This window comes from Helicobacter sp. 23-1045 (assembly GCF_053654655.1).
The window spans coordinates 68,483-89,181 of sequence record NZ_JBSIUR010000002.1 but is presented as its reverse complement, the minus strand read 5'-3'; the positions used below and the strand labels follow the sequence as shown (position 1 = coordinate 89,181).

General features: G+C 40.2%; 25 protein-coding genes and 2 pseudogenes. 4 read left to right on the top strand and 23 right to left on the bottom strand.

The genetic code is table 11. The features are described 5' to 3' along the window. The first annotated feature begins 121 nt into the window (after window positions 1-121). On the top strand, window positions 122-2,116 hold the full coding sequence (locus ACWIUE_RS02920; RefSeq protein ID WP_454134714.1) for a methyl-accepting chemotaxis protein: 1,995 nt from the start codon (window positions 122-124) through the stop codon (window positions 2,114-2,116). Here the strand turns inward: ACWIUE_RS02920 and dsbI are convergent. The 12 genes from dsbI to ACWIUE_RS02860 all read right to left on the bottom strand — a co-directional run bounded on the left by dsbI (window position 2,096) and on the right by ACWIUE_RS02860 (window position 12,967). Beyond that, window positions 2,096-3,070 carry a protein-disulfide oxidoreductase DsbI gene (gene dsbI, locus ACWIUE_RS02915; protein ID WP_454134712.1) on the bottom strand — a complete coding sequence of 325 codons (975 nt, stop codon included), beginning with the start codon at window positions 3,068-3,070 and terminating at the stop codon, window positions 2,096-2,098. The two genes, ACWIUE_RS02920 and dsbI, sit on opposite strands and share 21 nt — an antisense overlap. A gap of 95 nt (window positions 3,071-3,165) precedes the next feature. Continuing rightward, the gene (locus ACWIUE_RS02910) at window positions 3,166-3,789 is read right to left on the bottom strand and encodes a thiol:disulfide interchange protein DsbA/DsbL (protein ID WP_454134710.1); all 624 of its coding nucleotides are present in this window, start codon (window positions 3,787-3,789) and stop codon (window positions 3,166-3,168) included. Further along, a complete protein-coding gene (locus tag ACWIUE_RS02905) occupies window positions 3,786-4,118 on the bottom strand; it encodes a hypothetical protein (RefSeq protein ID WP_454134708.1) in 333 nt (110 codons plus the stop codon). Before ACWIUE_RS02905 ends, ACWIUE_RS02910 begins: the two co-directional genes overlap by 4 nt. Then, entirely contained in the window at window positions 4,102-4,791 is a 690-nt protein-coding gene (locus ACWIUE_RS02900; RefSeq protein ID WP_454134706.1) for a F0F1 ATP synthase subunit A, read from the bottom strand. The genes ACWIUE_RS02905 and ACWIUE_RS02900 overlap by 17 nt, the downstream gene beginning before the upstream one ends. A gap of 177 nt (window positions 4,792-4,968) precedes the next feature. Further along, window positions 4,969-5,445, bottom strand: a complete 477-nt coding sequence (locus tag ACWIUE_RS02895) for an NAD-dependent epimerase/dehydratase family protein (protein WP_454134705.1) — start codon at window positions 5,443-5,445, stop codon at window positions 4,969-4,971. Further along, complete coding sequence (locus tag ACWIUE_RS02890) at window positions 5,442-5,972, bottom strand: NAD-dependent epimerase/dehydratase family protein (RefSeq protein ID WP_454134703.1); 531 nt, start codon at window positions 5,970-5,972, stop codon at window positions 5,442-5,444. Before ACWIUE_RS02890 ends, ACWIUE_RS02895 begins: the two co-directional genes overlap by 4 nt. Window positions 5,973-5,974: 2 nt before the next feature. Further along, window positions 5,975-6,331: a hypothetical protein gene (locus ACWIUE_RS02885; protein WP_454134702.1), complete on the bottom strand. Its 357-nt coding sequence runs from the start codon at window positions 6,329-6,331 to the stop codon at window positions 5,975-5,977. A gap of 17 nt (window positions 6,332-6,348) precedes the next feature. Then, window positions 6,349-8,187, bottom strand: coding sequence for a hypothetical protein (locus ACWIUE_RS02880; RefSeq protein ID WP_454134700.1), 1,839 nt, complete (start codon window positions 8,185-8,187; stop codon window positions 6,349-6,351). After that, window positions 8,184-9,824: an ArnT family glycosyltransferase gene (locus ACWIUE_RS02875; protein WP_454134698.1), complete on the bottom strand. Its 1,641-nt coding sequence runs from the start codon at window positions 9,822-9,824 to the stop codon at window positions 8,184-8,186. The genes ACWIUE_RS02880 and ACWIUE_RS02875 overlap by 4 nt, the downstream gene beginning before the upstream one ends. 10 nt (window positions 9,825-9,834) lie before the next feature. Further along, entirely contained in the window at window positions 9,835-10,479 is a 645-nt protein-coding gene (locus ACWIUE_RS02870; RefSeq protein ID WP_454134696.1) for a hypothetical protein, read from the bottom strand. Beyond that, entirely contained in the window at window positions 10,448-10,774 is a 327-nt protein-coding gene (locus tag ACWIUE_RS02865) for a UbiA family prenyltransferase (RefSeq protein WP_454134694.1), read from the bottom strand. The genes ACWIUE_RS02870 and ACWIUE_RS02865 overlap by 32 nt, the downstream gene beginning before the upstream one ends. A gap of 96 nt (window positions 10,775-10,870) precedes the next feature. Beyond that, entirely contained in the window at window positions 10,871-12,967 is a 2,097-nt protein-coding gene (locus ACWIUE_RS02860) for a methyl-accepting chemotaxis protein (protein ID WP_454134693.1), read from the bottom strand. Between the two features lie 200 nt (window positions 12,968-13,167). Between ACWIUE_RS02860 and ACWIUE_RS02855 the strand changes: the two genes are divergently transcribed. From ACWIUE_RS02855 to ACWIUE_RS02845, 3 genes are all read left to right on the top strand, one after another. Then, window positions 13,168-13,365, top strand: a complete 198-nt coding sequence (locus tag ACWIUE_RS02855; RefSeq protein ID WP_454134692.1) for a hypothetical protein — start codon at window positions 13,168-13,170, stop codon at window positions 13,363-13,365. A 135-nt stretch (window positions 13,366-13,500) separates the two neighbouring features. Next, complete coding sequence (locus tag ACWIUE_RS02850) at window positions 13,501-14,259, top strand: glycosyltransferase family 10 domain-containing protein (RefSeq protein ID WP_454134690.1); 759 nt, start codon at window positions 13,501-13,503, stop codon at window positions 14,257-14,259. Continuing rightward, a complete protein-coding gene (locus ACWIUE_RS02845) occupies window positions 14,172-14,696 on the top strand; it encodes a hypothetical protein (protein WP_454134688.1) in 525 nt (174 codons plus the stop codon). The genes ACWIUE_RS02850 and ACWIUE_RS02845 overlap by 88 nt, the downstream gene beginning before the upstream one ends. 7 nt (window positions 14,697-14,703) lie before the next feature. Here ACWIUE_RS02845 and ACWIUE_RS02840 read toward each other — a convergent pair whose 3' ends face one another. The 11 genes and pseudogenes from ACWIUE_RS02840 to rplO all read right to left on the bottom strand — a co-directional run. Next, the gene (locus tag ACWIUE_RS02840) at window positions 14,704-14,832 is read right to left on the bottom strand and encodes a hypothetical protein (protein WP_454134686.1); all 129 of its coding nucleotides are present in this window, start codon (window positions 14,830-14,832) and stop codon (window positions 14,704-14,706) included. A 10-nt stretch (window positions 14,833-14,842) separates the two neighbouring features. Next, entirely contained in the window at window positions 14,843-15,199 is a 357-nt protein-coding gene (rplQ, locus tag ACWIUE_RS02835) for a 50S ribosomal protein L17 (RefSeq protein ID WP_454134684.1), read from the bottom strand. Between the two features lies 1 nt (window position 15,200). Further along, the gene (locus ACWIUE_RS02830; RefSeq protein WP_454134682.1) at window positions 15,201-16,199 is read right to left on the bottom strand and encodes a DNA-directed RNA polymerase subunit alpha; all 999 of its coding nucleotides are present in this window, start codon (window positions 16,197-16,199) and stop codon (window positions 15,201-15,203) included. Window positions 16,200-16,228: 29 nt separating this feature from the next. Beyond that, window positions 16,229-16,855 (bottom strand): 30S ribosomal protein S4, encoded by a 627-nt coding sequence (gene rpsD / locus ACWIUE_RS02825; protein ID WP_454134680.1) that lies wholly within the window; start codon window positions 16,853-16,855, stop codon window positions 16,229-16,231. A gap of 12 nt (window positions 16,856-16,867) precedes the next feature. Further along, window positions 16,868-17,281 (bottom strand): 30S ribosomal protein S11, encoded by a 414-nt coding sequence (gene rpsK / locus ACWIUE_RS02820; RefSeq protein ID WP_454134678.1) that lies wholly within the window; start codon window positions 17,279-17,281, stop codon window positions 16,868-16,870. Between the two features lie 9 nt (window positions 17,282-17,290). Next, window positions 17,291-17,653: a 30S ribosomal protein S13 gene (rpsM, locus tag ACWIUE_RS02815; protein ID WP_454134676.1), complete on the bottom strand. Its 363-nt coding sequence runs from the start codon at window positions 17,651-17,653 to the stop codon at window positions 17,291-17,293. A gap of 3 nt (window positions 17,654-17,656) precedes the next feature. Beyond that, a complete protein-coding gene (gene rpmJ / locus ACWIUE_RS02810; RefSeq protein WP_454134674.1) occupies window positions 17,657-17,770 on the bottom strand; it encodes a 50S ribosomal protein L36 in 114 nt (37 codons plus the stop codon). A gap of 137 nt (window positions 17,771-17,907) precedes the next feature. Then, window positions 17,908-18,159 (bottom strand): annotated as a pseudogene (infA, locus tag ACWIUE_RS02805) (translation initiation factor IF-1); the annotation flags it as partial. A gap of 33 nt (window positions 18,160-18,192) precedes the next feature. Beyond that, entirely contained in the window at window positions 18,193-18,948 is a 756-nt protein-coding gene (gene map / locus ACWIUE_RS02800; protein ID WP_454134672.1) for a type I methionyl aminopeptidase, read from the bottom strand. After that, window positions 18,948-20,207 carry a preprotein translocase subunit SecY gene (secY, locus tag ACWIUE_RS02795; protein WP_454134670.1) on the bottom strand — a complete coding sequence of 420 codons (1,260 nt, stop codon included), beginning with the start codon at window positions 20,205-20,207 and terminating at the stop codon, window positions 18,948-18,950. Before secY ends, map begins: the two co-directional genes overlap by 1 nt. An 89-nt stretch (window positions 20,208-20,296) precedes the next feature. After that, window positions 20,297-20,683 (bottom strand): annotated as a pseudogene (rplO, locus tag ACWIUE_RS02790) (50S ribosomal protein L15); the annotation flags it as partial. Between the last annotated feature and the right edge of the window lie 16 nt (window positions 20,684-20,699).

The following is a 20,699-nucleotide window of genomic DNA, read 5'->3' as shown; positions in this document are numbered from 1 at the left end:
TCGCAGAATCTGCGTAGATTCTGCACTTAAATTCAAAAAAAAAAAAAAAAAAAACGATATCTTTTAGCATTTTTTAATAAAATATCAAATCAAAATTCCCAAACAAAAAAAAGGCGTAAAAATGCTAAATACCCTAAATATCAAATCAAAGATTGTGATTTTAGTTGCGTTGCCACTTGTGGCGATGGTGATTTTAATGGCGATTTTGCTTTTGCGAAATTATGACGCGCTAAAAAATGACAGGCAGTTGCAAACGCAAATCGCCATCTCTACCAAGCTCTCCGCCCTAGTGCACGAATTGCAAAAAGAGCGGGGTTTGAGTGCGGGATTTATATCAAGCAAGGGGGCGAGTTTTGGCGGTGAGCTACGCTCCCAAAGAGAGCTAACCGACAAGGCATTTGCGGATTTTAGCGCGAGTGTGGAGAGTGCAAATTTAAGCGCGCAACACAAAAACTTGCTAAATGACGGATTTAGCGCGCTAAAATCGCTAAATGCCACACGAAAAAGCGCAGATTCTACGCTAGATTCTGCGAATGCGCCCTTGCAAAGCATTATTAGCTACTACACAAGCACGATTGCAAGTCTGCTCCACACCATCGTAGAATCCACAAAGTTAGTAAATGAAAGTGCCACCACCTTGCAAATGATAAGTTATATGAATTTTTTGTATGGCAAAGAAAGTGCGGGATTAGAGCGCGCAACGGGCAATGCGATTTTTGCGGCAAATGCCCCCGCAAACGCAGCGCAATATGAAACTTTTATTAGCCTTTTAACAAAGCAAAAGGTGCATAATGACGCATTTTTGGACTTTGGCGATGAAAAAAGTGTGGATTTATTTAGCGAGGTGCAAAAGTCAAAAAGCACTAAAAAAGTCGATGAGTTGCGAAGCGCATTGAAGCGAAACTATCTAAAAGGCGATTATGGCGTCCCTGCGAAGCTGTGGTTTGATACCATTACGCAAAAAATCGACTTGCTAAAAAATATCGAGGATAATATCGCAAATAACCTCCAAAGCGCACTTTTAAGCAAAACGCAAAATCAGCAAAATTATTTTTATAAAATTTTGGCACTTGCAATTATCGTGCTTGTGGCGACAATCGCGCTTTGCGTGATGATTACCAAAAATATTTTGCAAAATTTAGAGAATGTGAATGCCAAACTACATTTCATCATCACAAACAAAGCGATAAATGAAAAAATCACCATAAATTCGCACGATGAAGTCGGCAAAATGGCAGATTCAGTGAATACATTTTTGCGCTACATAAATGATATTTTTGCAAAGATTTTTGGTGCGATTCGCCAAAATCAAAGCGTAGCGGAGGCGTTGAATAAGATTTCAGAAAATATCAAGGCAAAAATCATCCAAGTGCAGGGCATTAGCGAACACAACACCGCGCTAGGTGCGACTTCTCGCGCAAATATCGATAAAAGCATAGAATTGTCAAATTTGGCAAAAGATGAATTGCAAAAAGTGCTATCAACCGCAGGGCAAACGCAAAAAACAATCCAAACCATCAGCAAAGAGATTTTATCAAACGCAGAAAATGAAAAAAGCAATGTTGAGAAAATACAAGGACTTGCAAACGAAGCAAAGAGCATTAAAATCGTGCTAACTTCAATCACAGAAATCGCCGAGCAGACGAATCTTTTGGCACTAAATGCGGCGATTGAGGCGGCACGCGCAGGTGAGCACGGGCGTGGATTTGCGGTGGTGGCGGATGAAGTGCGAAAGCTAAGCGAGAAAACAAGCAAATCCGTAAATGAAACAGGCGTGGTGATAAATGCGATTTTGCAGTCCATTAGCGATGTTATCGAAGATATGGAGCAGAGTTTTGAAAAAATGGAGAAGTTATCCGCAGATTCTGCGATTATGCAAGAAAATATCGCAAATCTCTCAAATATCATAAACACCGCAATCGCCCAATTCGCGCAATCCCAAGAGATAGCAAATAAAGTAAATGATAGCATTTCAAATCTCATAAATAACGGCATTGCGATTGATTCAAATATCAATGAGCTAGCGGATATTAGCAAAAAATGTCAAGAGACTTCTAGCGATTTGGAGGCAAAGAGCGATGATTTGAATAAGGCACTAAGCGAGTTTAGGATATAGCGCGAGTTTAGGATATAGCGCACTTAACGCCATCGCCAAAAGAGTGGCAAAAATAGCGCAAAACGCAAACAAAGCGCACTCCGCCATCGTGCCAAACTTCAAACTTGGGATTAGATACCATCCATCGCTGTAAAGTTCGATTAAAGATTGCTGCACCGCGCTTAAACTCGCGCCCTGCGGTGGCATAGGATAATCCACGCCACAATCCCCACTTGGCGCAAAAATACTTGGCAGCCACCTATCAAGCGGCACTCCAAAGTCAAACTGCGCCCTAAAAGCGCACCCCGCAGTGCCAAAAATTTCATCACTGCGAAGCGCGCTATAAATCGCATTTAGTTTTATGCTAAATATTATCCCGCGCACCGCGCCAAAAATCGCCACAATGTAGGCGATGATTTTTAAAAAAAGATTCTGCGGATTTAATAGCGCAAATGCCCCGCCAAGCGCAACCACCAAAAACGCATAGCGAATATACACGCACAGCGCGCAAGGGTGCATAAATAAATAATATTGCAAAAAATGCGCAAATGCCACAAGTCCCACGCAAAGCACAATCAAAATCCCCCAAAAAATGCGAGTATTTTGGAGGCGATAAAGATTGTGGGGAAGATTTGAGGGATTTTGGGGATTTTGGGGAAACTCGCGTTTTGGATTCTGCGAATTTTGGGGGATTTTTGGATTTTGTGGGTCTGGGGAAATATTGAGATTCTGCGGATTTGGTGGATTTGGCGGATTTTTGGATTTTGTGGATTTTTGCGGAATCTCGCGTTTTGGATTCTGCGATTTTGGGGAAATTTTGCGTTTTGGATTCTGCGAATTTTGGGGAAGTTTGCGTGTGAGATTCTGCGAATTTTGGGGAATTTTTGGATTTCGCAGAATCTTTAAATTTCGCAAATCACAAATTCTCTTTATTTTCTGCAAATTTCGCAGAATCTGCCCTAAAAATCCACCCATCGCAGAATCTCCATAAGTTTAACTCTTGCAAATTTACACTTCGCAGAATCTAAATAAGATTCTGCAAATGTCCGCAAAATCGCAGAATCTACGCATTATTTTTCAAGCAATATGTTGATTTTATCCACCAAATCCTGCGCGGATTTTATGGCACTTGCGAGAATTAAATACTTGCCATTTACCACAAATGCGGGGATTCCCTGCACTCTTGCCGCCTCATATCCCGCCTCCCACGCTTTTAGCAAATCTATCACTTTTTGATTTTGTAGCGCGTTTTTAAAGTCTTTTTCCGCAATCCCACTTGCTTTAAGTCCGATTTGCAAAAACTTCTCCCTATCAAACTGCGTCCTTTTCTCGTGATACTCGACAAAATACGCACTTTTTGCCTTATAAAACGCAGAATCTGCGCTAAAAATCGAAACGCCATCCGCTTCATCTTTTATCATCGCCACCGCCAAAACTTCGCTTGTGATTCTCTCATCATCATTTCGCCATAAATGATACGCCTTAAAAACCGCATCTTTGGGGAGCGAACGGGCGATTTGCGGTGTGATTTTTTCATATTTGTAGCAAAAAGGACAGGCATAGTTAAAAATCTCAATGACGGACTTTTCCGCGCCTAAAATGGGCGTTTTTAGCGTTTCATAATCCACGCCTTCCCTTAATTCCGCGCCAAAGCAAAACACGCTAAATAAAAAAATCGCAAATATCTTTCTCATATTTTCTCCAAAATCCTTATTTCTCGCAGTTTCAACCCCACTAAAACAAACATACATTTTAGCACCAAAATCGCAAATGCCGCGATGATTAAAATGATAAAAAATATCCCAAGTGAGACTAGCAAACTCCCGCGCACCACGAAAAATGCAAAGAAAAATCCAAAGCACAGCGCAATGCCTAAAATCGCGCCAATCAGCATTTCGATGATAATGCCAATGCTTTTTAGGTTGTATAAAAATGCTTCGTTTTTAAGCGAGAGATTCGCGAGATTTGCGCTAGATTCTGCGTTTTTCGCAGAATCTCGCCGCTTTTTAATGCGATTCTTCATCTAAAATAATCGCACCCGCAAGATAAACATAAGTCAAAATCATAAAAATAAACGCCTGTAAAATCCCCATAAATGTAAGTATCGCAAACGCCGGCAGTGGCGCAACCCACGGCACTAGCATTAGCATCACAAGTAAGAAAATATCATCGCCCTTAATATTGCCAAAGAGCCTAAAAGAAAGCGAGATTATGCGCGAGAAATGCGAGATAATCTCCACCGGGAACATTAGCGGGGCGAGTGCTTTTAGCGGTCCCATAAAATGCCCAAAATAGTGCGCAAATCCATTTTTGCGAATGCCCTCAAAATGGTAGTAGAAAAACACGATTAGCGCAAGTGTCAGCGTAAAACTCCAAGATGAGCTAGGTGCCTCAAATCCCGGGATTATCCCAATCATATTTGCCAAAAAGATGATGAGTGCCAAAGTCGCGGTGAGTGGGATATATTTTCGCGCGAGCTTTTCGCCGATGGCGTCCTTTGCGAAAAATATGATACCGCCTAAAAATGCCTCCGCGACATTTTGCAAACCGCTTGGCACGAGCTCCAAACGGCGTGTGGCGAGTTTGGCGATGATGAGTGCGAGTAAAAATGTAAGCACCGTGTAAAATCCGATGATAAAGTCGTGATTAGAGTTTATCGTCCCTGCGAAAGTCCAAAGTCTGCTGTCTAATCCCATTTCCAAGTCCTTGTGATGATTTTAAAAGGCGTATTTTACATTTATTTTTCTAAAAAATGCAATAGTTTCTAAAAAATCTCGCTAGATTCTGCGATTTTGCGCAAAAAAATGCAGAATCTAGGGCAGATTCTGCGAATTTTATTTAGATTCTGCGATTTTGTGACAAATTCGCAGAATCTACATTCCACGCTTCATTTCTTTATAATATTGAAACGCCTCTAATAGCATATCGCAATCGCCCTCTTTTGGTCGCCAGCAAAGCAGATTCTGCGTTTTGGAAATATCGATGATATATTGCTTATCTGCAATGGCAAACTGCTCTTTATACATCAGCGGAGCACCGCAAAATTCTAACGCACTCAAAATGCACTTAACGCCTCGCCCCCAGGTTGGCAAAAGAATGCTTTTTGAGTCGCCCTGCTCTATGACAAATCTCAAAAGTTCTTTGATTTTTGGCGGATTTTGCGAACCTAAATTAAAAATATCATTTGGAATGCCCTGCTCTATCGCGCAAATGATTGCCTCTGCGCAGTCTTTCACGCTTACCATTTGGTAGCAATTTTCCCCATTTCCAATAAGCGGAAGGGGCAAATTTAACTCCATTAAGCGAAATAATTTCAGCAAAATGCCATATCGCCCAGCACCTAAAATCATCCTTGGGCGGAATATTGTAGCACAAATCCCCCCCCCCCCGTAGCATTTTTGCAAATCAAATCTTCTGCTTCCTTTTTGCTTTTACCATAATATCCGATGGGATTGCGTGGATGAGAAGTATCTATCGGCAAATATTGTGGCACTCCATAAACCATATCCGTGCTAAAATAAATGAGATTTTTGCACCCACACTCTTGCATTTTTTGCAAAATATTTTTTGTCCCGCAAACATTTACATTAAAAAAATATTCTTTTAGGCAATGTGGCGCAAATGCCTTTATCGGCGGTTTTGGCGAATATGCCCTCGCTGCTAAATGTATCACAACATCATTTTGCAAAAACTTAAAATCTACATTTTTTGCAATATCGCATTTAATAAACTTCGCCATTTTGGCATTTGGCGGGGTAATATCGATATTTATAATTTCGCCTTTTTTTATGCGTGAAATCTCAATCGCCTCTTTTAGCGCATTTATCGCATATTTCCCTACAAATCCACTGCCGCCAATCACAATATATCTTTTCATCGCTACCCCTTCATCGTTAAAAGAACTAATCCCACGCAAATAAGACCAATCCCAGCAATTTTACTTGCATTAAGCACCTCGCCAAAGGCAAAGTGCGCCACAACCGCGCTAAAAACAAATCCTAACGCCAAAAATGGATACGCCACGCTTACTTGCACTTTTGCCAAAACGATTAACCACGAAATAATGCTAATTGCATAAATCCCAAGTCCGCCTAAAATAAATGGATTTAGCGCACATTTCAAAATAAATGCACCGCTTAATTCTAATGCCTCGCTACTCATCCCCTTTTTTAGCAATAATTGCGCGATGGCATTCAAAAGCACGGAAAATAAAATCAGCGGAATAAATGCTAACATTTCTAAACCTCCATTTTTTATTTAGATTCTGCGGTGGATTCTGCGTTTTTTGCGGTGGATTCCGCGAATTTTGTGCTAGATTCTGCGTTTTGCGTTTGATTTTCAATATCTGCGACATTCCAAAATCCTCCCACATCAAGCACATTTTTTAATTGATAAAATTTCTCCCCGCCATTTTTACGCGCCAAAAATGCGTCTTTATCTAATATCTCCATTTCATATCCCCTCTCCAAAAGTTTAATGCCAAAGGACTTTTCCATCCCGGGCAAATAAATATAAATCTTTTCATTTGGGAGATTTGCTAACTGCGATTTTATGTTGTTTTTATACCAAAAATTTAGCGGAAAATTTGCCGTAGATAAAAAAGTCAAAATTAGGCAAAAAATAGCACCCACCCGCAGAATCTGCGAAAATTTATTTAGCGCAAAAAAATAACTAAAAATAATTATAATAAAAGGCAAAATCCACATTTGCGGGACATATCTCGCCCACCAGCATTCTGGATTTATTATCACAGACCCCAAAATCACGCAAAATAAAAACATAAAATCCCTATGTGAAAACTTCCTAAAATTTAGCGCAATCATCGCAAGGCACAGCAAAATAATCCCACTAAAATAATATCCAAATCCGCCAATTCGCGTATCCGTATCGCCAAGTCGCTCATCGCTATGCCGTAAAAATGGGATTTTTAGCGAACTTTCGCCATTTTGCCCGAGATTCTGCGATTTACCAAAAAGCGATTTTGCGAGTTTGGCAAAGCGATTATTTCCTGCAAAATCCTTTGGTTGTTGCGAGGCGATAATATCAATCTTATCTTTCCCCATCAAAGGATATCCAAAATGCCCATTTTGCGCTTGATTTGTAAGCAGTGGATTTACATTGCAAATAATAATTAGCGCACACGCAATCGCCCCACAGCAAAATACCGCCTTTGCCGCCTTAAAATCCTTGCGATAGATTTGATATAGCAAATACGAAATGCCGATAAATCCAGCATAAGCGATACCTGTGAGTTTAATACTAGCAGTGGCAAGAAGTGCCAAAATAAATATTGCTTTTGGCAGTATTTTCGCAGAATCTAGGGCAGATTCTGCGAATTTTGCGCTAGATTCTGCGAATTTTGCAGAATCCAAATCAATCATCGCAAAAATCACAAAAATTATCGCCACTCCCAAACATCCATCAATATAATAAGTCCCAATTTGCGCCATCACCACAGGCGAAAACACCGCCAAAAATACAAGCAAAACAATAATTGCAAAATTTATATTTTTAAATCTCCCAAGCACCGCCACGCCGTAAAAAAATGCCCCAAATGCAAAAATATAATTGATTGCCTTTCCGCCTTCAATCGTTCCAAACGCCTTGTAAATGCAAGATTGCGTGATTTCTGCAAACTTCAAATAATGTGTAACCCAAAGTTCGTGACTTAAAAACTGCCTTAAATCCGCGACTTCCTCCATTTTCTCATAGATTGGATTCCATCCATTTGCAAGATAATAAATCCCAATTTGATGATATGCCCTACCATCCCAACTATAATCATAAAAATATAACGCCATAAAAATCGCAAAGATAAAAACGCCAAAAAACGCCACCGCACTTAAAATTTTGCATTCATTATTTTTTAGCAAAAATAGCAAACTACCGCATAGCGCGATATAAAAATAAAGTGCATTTATTTGGATTTTTAGCACAAATCCCACACTTGCGATGATAAATAGCATTAGCACAAAGCAAAATAGCGCAATTCCCACGCGATAACTAATCATTTGAAACTTCAAAGTATCCCTTAAACGCGAGATTTTAAATAGCACAAATGCCCCAACGCAAAATAAAATAATTTTACTCATTTTGCACCTCCATTCGCAGAATCTACGGGAGATTCTGCGATTAAACTATGCGCAAAATCTATATTTTGATAAATCACCAAATTTTTATCATCAAAGACTTTTTTATACGGCAATTTCGCAGAATCTAACTCTTTTAGCACCTCAATGCTTAATGCCAAATTTTTATCATTATGCAAATTGTCACCAAAAAACGCAGAATCTTTAAAAAGCACAATAAAATCCTTTGGCGCAAATGCGAAAGTATGCGGTTTTTTCGCCCACTCTTCATAAACAAATCCCTGCTTATCCAATCGCCCATAGACATTAAAAATATTTTTTGGTTTTAATCCTAACTCCAAATACGCAAAGGCGGTGTTGTTTGTAAGCACATTATAGATTTTGCCTTGTGGGGCGACTTTTTTTAGTGCCAAAATCATCATTTCGCTTCTTTGCTTTATAAAATCTAAATCCTTTTTATCACTAAAAACGCCACTATAAGCACTATTTGCTATGCCAAAAAATATTTGCAAAACTAAAATTGCGCTAAAAAATTTTGTTGCGTGATTTTTCATAATCTGCCCCCCCCCAATTCCTAAAATCACAACTCCAAGCGAAATTGTCGAAATGTAATAACTCGCCCAAATTTTATTCACGCAAAATAGCAAATACAAAAGCGAAATGCCAAATCCTGCAACAATGCTAACAATCGCGCAGAATCTAGTATCTTTTTTCATCAAAAATCGCACCAAAAAATACGCACAAATCGCCACCAAAATCACAAACACAAAAATCTCAAAATAATAAAAATCCACAACCTTAAAAATCTTATCGCTCAAACTTGGCATTATATAAGACCCGTGATTTGTGGCATTGCTACTCATATTTCCCTCAAACATATTCCACCACGCCCTTGCTCCGCGCGGATGCAAAAGATATGGATTTGTGATAATCCAAAGTGCAAAAATCGCCACACTCGCCACAAAAAGACGCTTTAAAGCAACAAAAATCTTTTGCTTTTTAAACTCCAAAACGCAAGGCAGACAAATATAGCAATAAATTAGCGGGAGAAACATCACCGCTTGAAACTTTGCAATACCCACGCCAAGTCCCAAAGCAACAATGGCAAAATAATAATTTTTCCCAAATTTCGCAGAATCTAGCACTAAAAAATACGCACAAAGCAAAATAAAAAAACTTTGAAAAAAATCTGGTTTGATATTAAATCCACCCAACCAAAATCCACCCATTGAGACAAAAATCAGCACCAAAAGAAAGGCATTTTTGGCATTTAAATATAGTCGCGCGATACGATAAAGAAGCACCACATTTAAAAGCACAAAAACAGCATTTAAGATTCTAGGGGCATAAATGGCAAGTGCGTAATTATCAAGCGCAAAAAATGGCGCAGTTACAAATAAATTTAGCACATAATAAACAAATCCATAATTATAAAACCCAAAGGCAAAAAACTGCTTTATATTCAACGCCAGCGCACCTTCATACATATTCTCAAATTGCAGAATCTGCGGGAACTCATCGCCCTTTGTCGCTTCTAAAAACTCAATCTCCAAATGACTAACGCCAAACACCGCAAACACACACAAAATCCCAAAGCACAGCGCAATTAGCGCGTAAAAATACATTCTACTTTCTCTCATCTTTTTCCTTTCACATTTTTAAAATCACAATAGCAACAAAACTCACAAACCACGCTAAAATCGTGCATTGCAAAAATCTATCTTTTAGTAAAATTTTCGCAGGGTCACCAGAATCCATATTCACAAAAGTGATTTGCATATATCTAAAAATCCCAAGTAGCACAAAAACGCTAGTCAAATAAAGCGAGTGCGTTCCAAATCGCTCATTTACACTCAAATCAATGCTATAAAAAATATATGCCACCATCACAAGCGAGGCAGAAATACTCATCGCAATATCTAAAAATGTGCGATTGTAGGCGGAATACTTCGCTTGTTTGCATATCATAATCTCATCGCGCCGCTTTGCTAATGCCAAAAATAACGCAAGCAAAAAAGTCGTAATAATAATCCAATGTGAAAGTGAAATATTTGTCGCCACAGAACCCACAAATAGGCGGATGACAAACCCACTTGCGATGATAAAAATATCCAAAATTGCAATGTGTTTTAGGTAAAAACTATAAGCGATATTTAAGATAACATAAAAAATAAAAGGGAGGAAAATGGAGAGATTCTGCGGAGTTGTGATTAGATTCTGCGATAGATTCTGCGAATTATGCGTTAGATTCTGCGAAAGGTGTTCATCCCCCCCCCCAATTTGAAATAGAAGCAATCACCAAAAACGCAAACGCAATTAGCGCAAATGCAAAAATAGTGGCATTTAAAATGCTAACTTTCCCACACGCAATGGGACGCAGACATTTTTGTGGGTGAAGTTTATCGGCGTTTTTATCTAAAATATCATTTATTACATAAATCCCACTTGCAAGCAAGCAAAACGCCACAAAGCAAAGCAATAAATTCGCAGAATCTGCCAATCTAAACTCGCTAAATCCAAAAAATGCAGGGGCAAAAATAAAGAGATTTTTACTCCATTGATAAGGTCGCATAAGCAAAATATATTTCATCAAATTCTCTAACTTTTTAAAAATAAAGGCAAAATTTTAGCATAAAATATAAATTTCGCAAGAATTTCCCCACAATATTTCGCAGAATCTTGCACCTTAAAAACTTTTCTTTTTCACATCATCCAAAATCGCACTTGCAATGCCATTCACCCCATCGGTGATTTTGTTTGTCTCGTTTGCGACTTTGACATTGCCCTGTGTGACGGCTTCTAGCTCGATGATATTTTCGCTAATCTGCCTTAATCCATCTGTTTGCTCTTGGATATTTTCGCTCATTTCATTTACAGATTGCGCTAAAATATTCACGGTTGCCTCAATCTCGCTCAAACTCTTATTTGTCCGCTCGGCGAGCTTTCGCACTTCATCGGCGACTACGGCAAATCCGCGTCCGTGCACTCCCGCTCTTGCCGCTTCAATCGCCGCATTTAGCGCGAGTAAGTTCGTCTGGTCGGCGATGTCTTTTATCATTTTTACGATATTTTTTATGTCTTCTGCTTGTTGCGTGCATTCATTTGTTTTGTCGCTTACGCTGTGCATCGAATCGCTGATATTTTGCACCGCTGTGGCACTTTGCGCGAGTGAAGCCGCCTGCTTTTGCGCGCTGTCATTTAAATGCTCCATTGATTTTTTAAGGATTTTTGATTGATTGTCTAGCTCTTTTGCGTATTTCGCAGAATCTTTTAGCATCGCCACAATCGAATCACCTAGCGTATTTACGCTATGCTCTAATCCTTGCGGATTTGCGATTCGCGGGGTGAAGTCATTTTTTTGATATGCTTCAAAGATTTGCGCTGCCCTGCTTAAATCCCCGCCCACAAGCGCATAGAGCGTTTTACTCATTTCATTTAGTGAATCTTTTAGCTTTTCGGTTTGCGGATTTAGACTGCTTTTTTCAATGAGCTTGCCAAATCGCCCCTTTTTGGCTTCATCTACCAAATCCACCACTTCTTTCACCACCGCAGAATCTGCATCGATTGTGTTTTGTGTGCGCTCGATATTTTGATTTAGCGTCACACCCATATCGCCTAGCTCGTCATCGGCGTTGATTTTTAGCGGTTGTGGTTTTGCCTTTGTTTCGTAGTTTAGATACTTAAAGACATCGTGGAGTTTATCGCCAATCTTTTGGATTCGACTAATTAGTCGTGCTTTGATATACCAGCTCATAATCACGGCAATCGCCCCGAGTGCGACAATCGTAGCGATTATGATGATATTTCGCAAGTTTCGCACCGGCTCTAACACCGAGTCTTCGGGCGCATTTAGCACCATCGCCCACCAAGTCCCGCTATCTGGCGTCACTTCAAATGAGTGAATACTCGCAAATCCTTCATTACCACTCACCGAGCGATAATGCACGATACCATTTCTATGCTCTTTTGCTATTTGGAGCAAGTCGCCTGCGCTTTTGTGGGGATTTACATCGGTTAATTTTTTATTTTGTATGCCTAAATCGCTATGGACAATCAGCGTCCCATCGTCAGTTAGCACGAATGGCACTGCGCCTTTGATATGCCCTTTGGCGAGTTCATCGATGATGAGTTGCCTAAAAGGATTCATCCGAATCACAACGCCAATCACGCCGATGACTTCGCCCCCGCGCAAAATGGGGATATTTATGCTAACGCCATACATCGAATGCTTATTTATGACTTTTGAGTCAGGCGGAGAAACGGCGATTTTCTTTGTGGCAAACGCCTTTGCAAGTCCGCGAAAACTCAAAATCACAGAATCCGCGCTAACAATCTTGCCCGGTTGTGATAAGTCATTTTGCGGTGCTTCTGCCAAAATCAAAAAGTCGCCATTTGGCAGTCTATGCCTTGAATCGGCGATATTTTCGCCCTTAAATGCGCTCTGATTTTTGAGATAGAGATAAGTCCAAGATGCCGAAGCATTCGAGTTTAGCGCGCCAAGCACGATATTTGCCATCATTGATTGATTTCGCACGGAGTTGATTTGCTCTTCAAGTGGGACTTTGATAGTCTTAATACTCGCCACCGCTTCGCCAATCTCCCCTGACATAAATGTGGCATAGGCTCTTGTGATATTCTCAATCAGCGCGTTGCTCTCTTTGAACTGAATCTCACTACTTCGCGCATAAATAATATACGCCATAATCGCCAAAAACAGCACCACCACGCCATTTATAAACAGCACTATTTTTGTCGCTAACTTCAACTTGTTGAAAAAACTCATAAAAAATCCTTTTTGTGTGATTTAAATGTGAAAGTATATCGCAAAAATAAATGCGATTTAGGAAGAAATTGCGAATTTTATGTGAAATCGGGGGAAATTCACACAAAGCGCAGAATCTGCCCTTTTCTCGTCATTGCGAGATTCTGCGAATTTATGGCGTTTAGATTCTGCGATTTTTACATAAAAATGTTTCGTTTTGTTTGAGATTCGCAGAATCTACGATATTTTCCATCATTGCGAGGCGTGGCGAAGCCACAACGAAGCAATCCACAAATTTTAAAATACTAAATAGATTGCCACGATTCTGCTTCGCAGAATCTCGCAATGACAAAAAAATACAGAAAATCGCAGAATCTACGCCATTTTCGCAGAATCTTATTTATCAATTTAAAAAGTAAAAATCTTAAAAAATTTTCTATCGCTCCGCCCCTAATTCATAACAAAAAATCGCCCCAAGATTTGGCACACTAATCAGCGTAGATTTAAAATAAAAATGCAATAATTCGCCTATAAATTTCAAAAAAGGACTTGCGATGGCAAAATCACAAATCAAAATGCGTCCAAAAATCAAAATGCGTGTAGTTGATTGGTGGAGTGATGACACGGAGGCGAATTTCTACGCAAATCCGTTTGTAAAAATTTTAAGCCAAAAATACGAGATTATTTACTCAAAAAAGCCAGATTTTTTGCTTTGCGCTCCCTTTGGCGAGAAGCATTTTGAGTATGATTGCGTGAAAATCTTTTACACAGGCGAAAATGTCCGCATAGATTGGAATCTTATGGATTATGGTATCGCTTATGATTTTATGGACTTTGGGGAGCGATATTTGCGTGTGCCCTTGTTTGTGCTTTATAATCATAATTTGGCGCGTAGAAATCTAAATGCGCGGGAGAAATTTTGCGCGTATATGGTAAGCAATGGCGGGGCGGTGCTGCGTGAGCGATTTTTTGATAAGTTGAGTGCGTATAAATGTGTGGATTCAGGTGGCAAATGGCGCAATAATATCGGTGGCGCGGTAGAAAACAAGCATAAATGGTTGCAAAGCTATAAATTTAACTTATGCTTTGAAAATTCAAGCTATGCGGGATATTTGACAGAAAAGCTATTTGACGCATATAGCGCGGGGTGTGTGCCTATTTATTGGGGTGATACAAGTTTGCGAAGTGGCGTTGCTAATGATATAAATGGAGCAGATATTATCGATTGGGGGGGGGCAGATTTATCGAGGGGGGGGGGCAGATTTATCGAGGGGGGGGGGAAAATAGAAGCCTTTATAACCCAAATGATTTAGATTTAATTGACACTCGAATCCCAAAAATTTCTCCGCATTTATTAGAATACAAAATCAACCCAAAAGCCTTTATAAACGCGCATAATTTTGCAAATTTGGACGCGCTAGTGGAGGAAGTGAAACGAATCGACAATGACAATTTAGCTTATGAATCTATGCGCAACGAGCCGTTATTTTTGGATAATTTTAATCCAAAAGAATTTTATGCAAAGAAAATCTTTGATTTTTTTGATAATATTTTCTCGCAACCGCCAAATCTTGCTTTGCGGCGCGGGGAGGGGCAACATTTATCTGTTTATCGCACACGCATTGCAAATATTGGTAAGAATGCGGATTTAAGCAAAGATGCGCTAAATATCGCAAGATTTTATGATAAGATTCGCAAATCTACGCGCAAGATTCGGCATAAAATGCGATTTTGGAAAATGCGATTTTGAAAGTAGCTTATTTATTATTTTGCTGATGGTAGCGATGAATGGGGTGCTGATAGTCAGTGCGCTCACAAGCACTCAAAAACAAAACAGCAAAAATCGCCACAACAAAGGCGACTTTGCGATACGATTTATGATTCAAGCACTCTGCCCTATTTTACAAACTCAATCACTGCCATTTCTGCGGCATCACCGCGTCTCGTGCCGATTTTGTGAATGCTAGTATATCCGCCGTTGCGATTTGTGAAATTTGGCGCGATTTCGGTAATGACTTTTTTTGTCGCTTTTTTATCTTGCAACTTTGCAAAAATCTGCCTATGCGCGTTGCTCTTATCATCGCCCTTTGCGGTGGTAATGATTCGCTCGATGTAGCTTTGCAATTCTTTTGCTTTAAAAAGTCCTGTGGTGATTTTCTCGTGCGTGATTAGCGCGATGGATAGATTTTTCAGCAATGCCTTTCTATGCGAACTTGTGCGCCCGAGCTTTCTATAATCATTTGCGTGTCTCATTTTACATTCCTTTGCTTATTTTTTTTAAAATCGCCTCTCTTGTGGAGTTTGGCAATAATGCGCCGACTTCATAGCCGATTTCTTTTAGTTTATCGACAATCTCATCATAAGAGCGTTTGCCTAAATTTTTAATATCTTTTAGCTCACTCTCTTTCATCAAAACTAACTCGCCGATATAATTTATCCCTTTTTTATCAAGGCAGTTTGAGCATCTCGCACTGAAATTTAGCGTGTCAATCTTTTGCAAAAGCACTTTATCTATGCCAGATTCTGCCTCTGCCTCGCGCGTGACTTTACTTGCAATCTTTAACTCCGACCTAAAAATATTAAGTTGATTATCCATAGTGCTCATCGCATCTTTAAACGCCTCAATCGCGCTCAACCGCCCATCTGTCTCAATATCAAAGATGACTTTTTCAAAAGTCGGGTCATCTTTGACAAGCACATTTTCAATCTCATAAAGGACATTTTTCACAGGCGTGAAATACGCATCTAGCGGGATAAATCCATCTAAAATCGTCCCGCGAATATCCTCACTTGCCACAAATCCTATGCCTTTGTTTATGATGAGTGAAAAGCTGATTTTCGCGTCATCATTGATTGTGGCGAGATAAACATCGCTATTTACTACTTCAACCTCGTCATTTTTCAAATCATTGCCAAGCAGAATCTTTTCGCCTGAAAATGAGTAATGCACTACGACTTGATTTGTGTCGGGATTTTTGATTACAAACTGCAATTTGCGCAAATTTATAATAAAAAGCGACACATCTTCGGTAATCCCGCGAATCGAATCAAACTCGTGCGTAACGCCCTCAATCTTAATGCCGATAATCGCATAGCCCACAGAGCTAGTCATAAGCAATCTGCGAATCGGGTGGGCTATGGTTATGCCATATCCTGTCTCAAATGGATATGCGGAGATTTTAGCGCGATTTTGCGAAATTGGCTCTACATCGATATTTGTAGGCACAAAAGGAAAAGTTTTAATAGTTTTCATAACACCACCTTAGTAAATTAAAAATTTAATTATTTAGAATACAACTCAACAATTAGTCTCTCTTCGATAGGAATCACAACTTCATCTCTTTGCGGTAGGCGTGTGAAAATGCCAAAGCATTTGTTTTCATCGACATCTACCCAAGGGACGATTCCTGTTTGCTTTGTCAGCTCCAAAGAACGCTTGATTTGTGCGTTGTTTGTGCTTTTTTCTTTGACGCTAACTTTTTGTCCCGCTTTTACCACAAAGGACGGGATATTTACGCGCTTTCCATCGACTAAAATATGTCCGTGCGTAACAAGCTGTCTTGCGAATCTGCGCGTAGTGGCAAAGCCCATACGAAATACGACATTATCAAGTCTGCGCTCCAAAAGCGAAATGAGATTTTCTCCCGTGTTGCCCTCAATGCGATTCGCCTCATTGAAAATCAGCCTAAATTGTCGCTCGGATATGCCATACATAATCTTTGCTTTTTGCTTCTCGCGCAACTGCAATCCATAATCGCTGATTTTTCCGCCACTTTGTCCGTGCTGTCCGGGTCCGTATTTGCGCTTGTTGATGGCGCATTTTCCAGCCAATCGTCTCTCGCCTTTCATATCAAGATTCACACCGAATCTTCGCTCTAATTTCTCCACAGGTCCTAAATATCGTGCCATTGAATGCTCCTTTTATACGCGTCTTCGTTTGGGTGGTCTGCAACCATTATGTGGCAGTGGCGTAACATCTTTTAGCCAAAGCACTTTTATGCCCTCAACTGCACCCACGCTTTTTACGGCGGTTTCGCGCCCACTGCCCGGTCCTTGAATCTTAATGCCGACTTCTTTTATGCCAAATTCCTTTGCTTTCATTAGCGCGGATTCGACTGATTGCTGTGCGGCGTAGGGCGTGGATTTTTTGCTACCTTTGAATCCAAGCGCACCAGCCGTGCTCCAGCAAAGCACATTGCCCATCTCATCGCTAATGGTTACAACCGTGTTGTTGAAAGTTGCTGCAATGTGGATAATGCCCTTTGCAATGCTTTTTTTAGCAGATTTTCGCTTTGTCGTTTTCGCGTTTGTCGCTTTTGTATTTGCTTTTGCCATTCTTACTCCTTATTTACTACCTATGGTTTTGCGTTTGCCTTTGCGGGTTCTAGCGTTGTTTTTAGTCGTTTGTCCGCGCACAGGGAGTCCCTTGCGATGGCGAATCCCACGATAGCTCCCAATCTCCATAAGCGACTTAATATCCATCGTAACTTTTTTACGCAAATCGCCCTCTACGATGTAGCCCTCTTGAATCTTTTTGGCGATTTTGGAGACTTCATCTTCGCTCAAATCGCTCACGCGCTTATCAAAAGACAATCCCACTGCATTCAAAATATCCCGCGAACTTTTCAAACCAATGCCATAAATATAAGTCAGCGCGTATTCTACGCGTTTTTTCTTTGGCAAATCTACACCAGCAATCCTAGCCATTTTCTATCCTTGTCTTTGTTTATGTTTTGGAGTTACGCAGATGACGCGAATCACTCCATTGCGTTTGATAATTTTGCATTTATCACACATTTTCTTTACCGACGGTCTAACTTTCATTTTTTCTCTCCTTTAATTTAAATTTCACGAATCAAAAACGCAAATTATATAATTTCATAGTTTAAATTCTACTTATATTTTGCGTCTAATCGTTTTTGAATCTCAATCAACTCTGGCTCTTTTTGAATGTCCTCATTTTTGTAGCGCAAAGTGATTCGCCCCTTGTCAATGCTATAAGGCGTAAGCTCTAACTTCACTATATCGCCTGTTAGGATTCGTATATAGTGCATTCTAAGCTTCCCTGCAATGTGGCATAAGACGATATAATCATTCTCCAAGCCCACGCGAAAAGTCGCATTTGGCAAAACCTCAATGACTTTGCCATAAAGCTCGATAACATCATCTTTTGCCTTTTTCTTTTTTTCTTTATCATCGCGCCTAACGCCCAAAATAAAACCTCCCTTAAAATTTAGATTTGCAACTCAAATCTCTGTCAAAATCACAGGCTTTGAATCTATCATTGCGATTGTATGCTCGTAATGTGCGCCATTTAGCCCGTCCTCTGCTACAACTGACCATTTATCGTCCAAAATCTTTGGATTGCCATTTTTTTGGCAAACCATAGGCTCAATGCAAAAAACCATACCATTTCGTATCTTTGGACCTTGATTTGCCTCAAATTCTAAAAAATTTGGTATCTCTGGCTCTTCGTGCGGACGAGTGCCAATGCCGTGTCCGCAAAATCCGCGAAGTGGCACGAATCCCCGTGCGATAATGGAGTCTTCAAGCAATTTGCTTAACTCTTTAAATCGCATACCGACTTTTAGGCTATCAATCGCGCTTAAAAGCACGGAGCGGGAGCAATCAATGACTTTTTCATCTGCCTTGCTAATCGCTCCGATGCCACAAGTAATCGCGCCATCGCCAAACCAACCGCCACATTCTACGCCAATATCTACGCCCAAAATATCGCCATTTTTGAGCTTATATGAATCTGGTATGCCGTGAATTATGACTTCATTTACCGATAGGCAAATGGCTTTTGGGAATCCATAAAGCCCCTTAAATGACGCTTTTGCGCCCTTTGATTGTATGAAGTCATCGGCGATATTATTTAGCTCTTCTAAACTCACGCCCTCTTTGGCATTTTCACGCACAAGATTTAGCGCACCAGCTACGATTCGACTAGGTTTTTTCATTAAATCAATCTCTTTTTTATTTCGTATTGCGATAGCCATTATAACCCTGTCGCGCTCAAAGTTTTGTATTTATTCATATAAATCTGCGCTTCGATTCGCCTCATCGTATCAATCGCCACTTGCACGACAATAAGCACCGCAGTCCCGCCAAAGACAAAGGGAATCCCCGCACTTTTTAGCACCATCCAAGGGATTGTCGAAATACACGCCAAATAAATCGCACCCCAAAAGGTGAGATTACTTGCGGTGGTATTTAGAAAATTTGCCGTCCCCTCGCCCGGTCGAAGCCCGGGTATGAATCCGCCTTGTCGTTTGAGATTCTCCGAAATATCTTTGGCATTAAATACGATTGATGAGTAGAAAAACGCAAAAAACACCACCAAAACAAACATTAGCACATTGTAAGCATAACCATTTGGGCTTAAAAAATCCGAAATGGCAAGCATAGTTTTGTTGCTAGATGCTTGCAAAATCGTAGATGGAAAAATCAGCACCGCAGAGGCAAAAATAGGCGGAATCACGCCACTTAAATTGATTTTGATAGGGATATAATTCATAATGCGTTTGTTTTGATTTTGCATAATGATTTTCCGTGCGTAGCTAACGGGGATTCGCCGCTCGGCAAGCTCGATATATACGATGATAAAAACCGTCCCAAGCACCACTGCAAGCATTACAAGCGAAACGATGATATTTATCTCGCCTTTGCTTATCGAATCAAAAGTCTGCCCGATAGCTGATGGAATCCCAACGACAATCCCCGCAAAGATGATTAAACTAATGCCATTGCCCACGCCCCGCTGAGTGATTTGCTCTCCAATCCACATAAGCATCATTGTCCCAGCAAGCATTGAGACGGCAGAGATTAGCACAAACATATTGCTATCAATCAAAATCGCATTGCCATAATTGCCCTCCAATGCTTTTAACCCGATTGACACGCTTACGGCTTGAACGAGTGTGATTGCGATTGTGGCGTAGCGAATGATTTGCATATATTTTTGCATACCATCGCGCTCTTTTTTGAGTTTGCCCAAATTTGGAAAAGTGGCAGCAAGTAGCTCCATAACGATTGACGCCGTGATGTAGGGCATAATGCCAAGCGAAATAATGCTAAATCGCTCCACCGCTTGTCCGCTAAACATATTAAATAGCCCAAGCGCGTTGTTTTTGTTGCTATCAAAAAATTGTTTTAGCACATCTGCATCAACGCCGGGTATGGTTACATACGCCAAAACCCTATACGCCAACAAAAATGCGAGTGTGATTAAAATTTTGTTTATTATGGTTTTGTTCATTATTTATCGCTTTTAGATTCTGCGTTTTTTACGCTAGATTTGGTAGATTCTGCGTTTTTTTTGTTAGTAGATTCTGCGTTTTGCATTCTACTTGTGGCGACATTTTCATCTTTGATTTTTGGGGCAAAATCCTTTGCTTTCTTGCCAATTAACTTGACTTTTTTGACTTGCGCCGAAAAGCCATAGATTTCTCTAAGAGATTGAATCGTGATTTCGCTTAAAGATTCAATCTTTGCAGATTTATCGACATTTATTACAAGTGGTTTTTCTACGCGACTTTTAAATCCCACTTTTGGCAATCGCCTTTGGAGCGGTTGCTGTCCGCCCTCAAAGCCGATTTTTTGCTTATAACCTGTCCTTGCAGTTTGTCCTTTGCCACCACGCGTAGAAGTTTTGCCCATACCGCTACCTTGTCCGCGCCCTACTCTTTTGATGGATTTTACGCTATTTTTGGCTGGTTTGATTCTCTCTAACATTTCTCTGTCCTTAAAA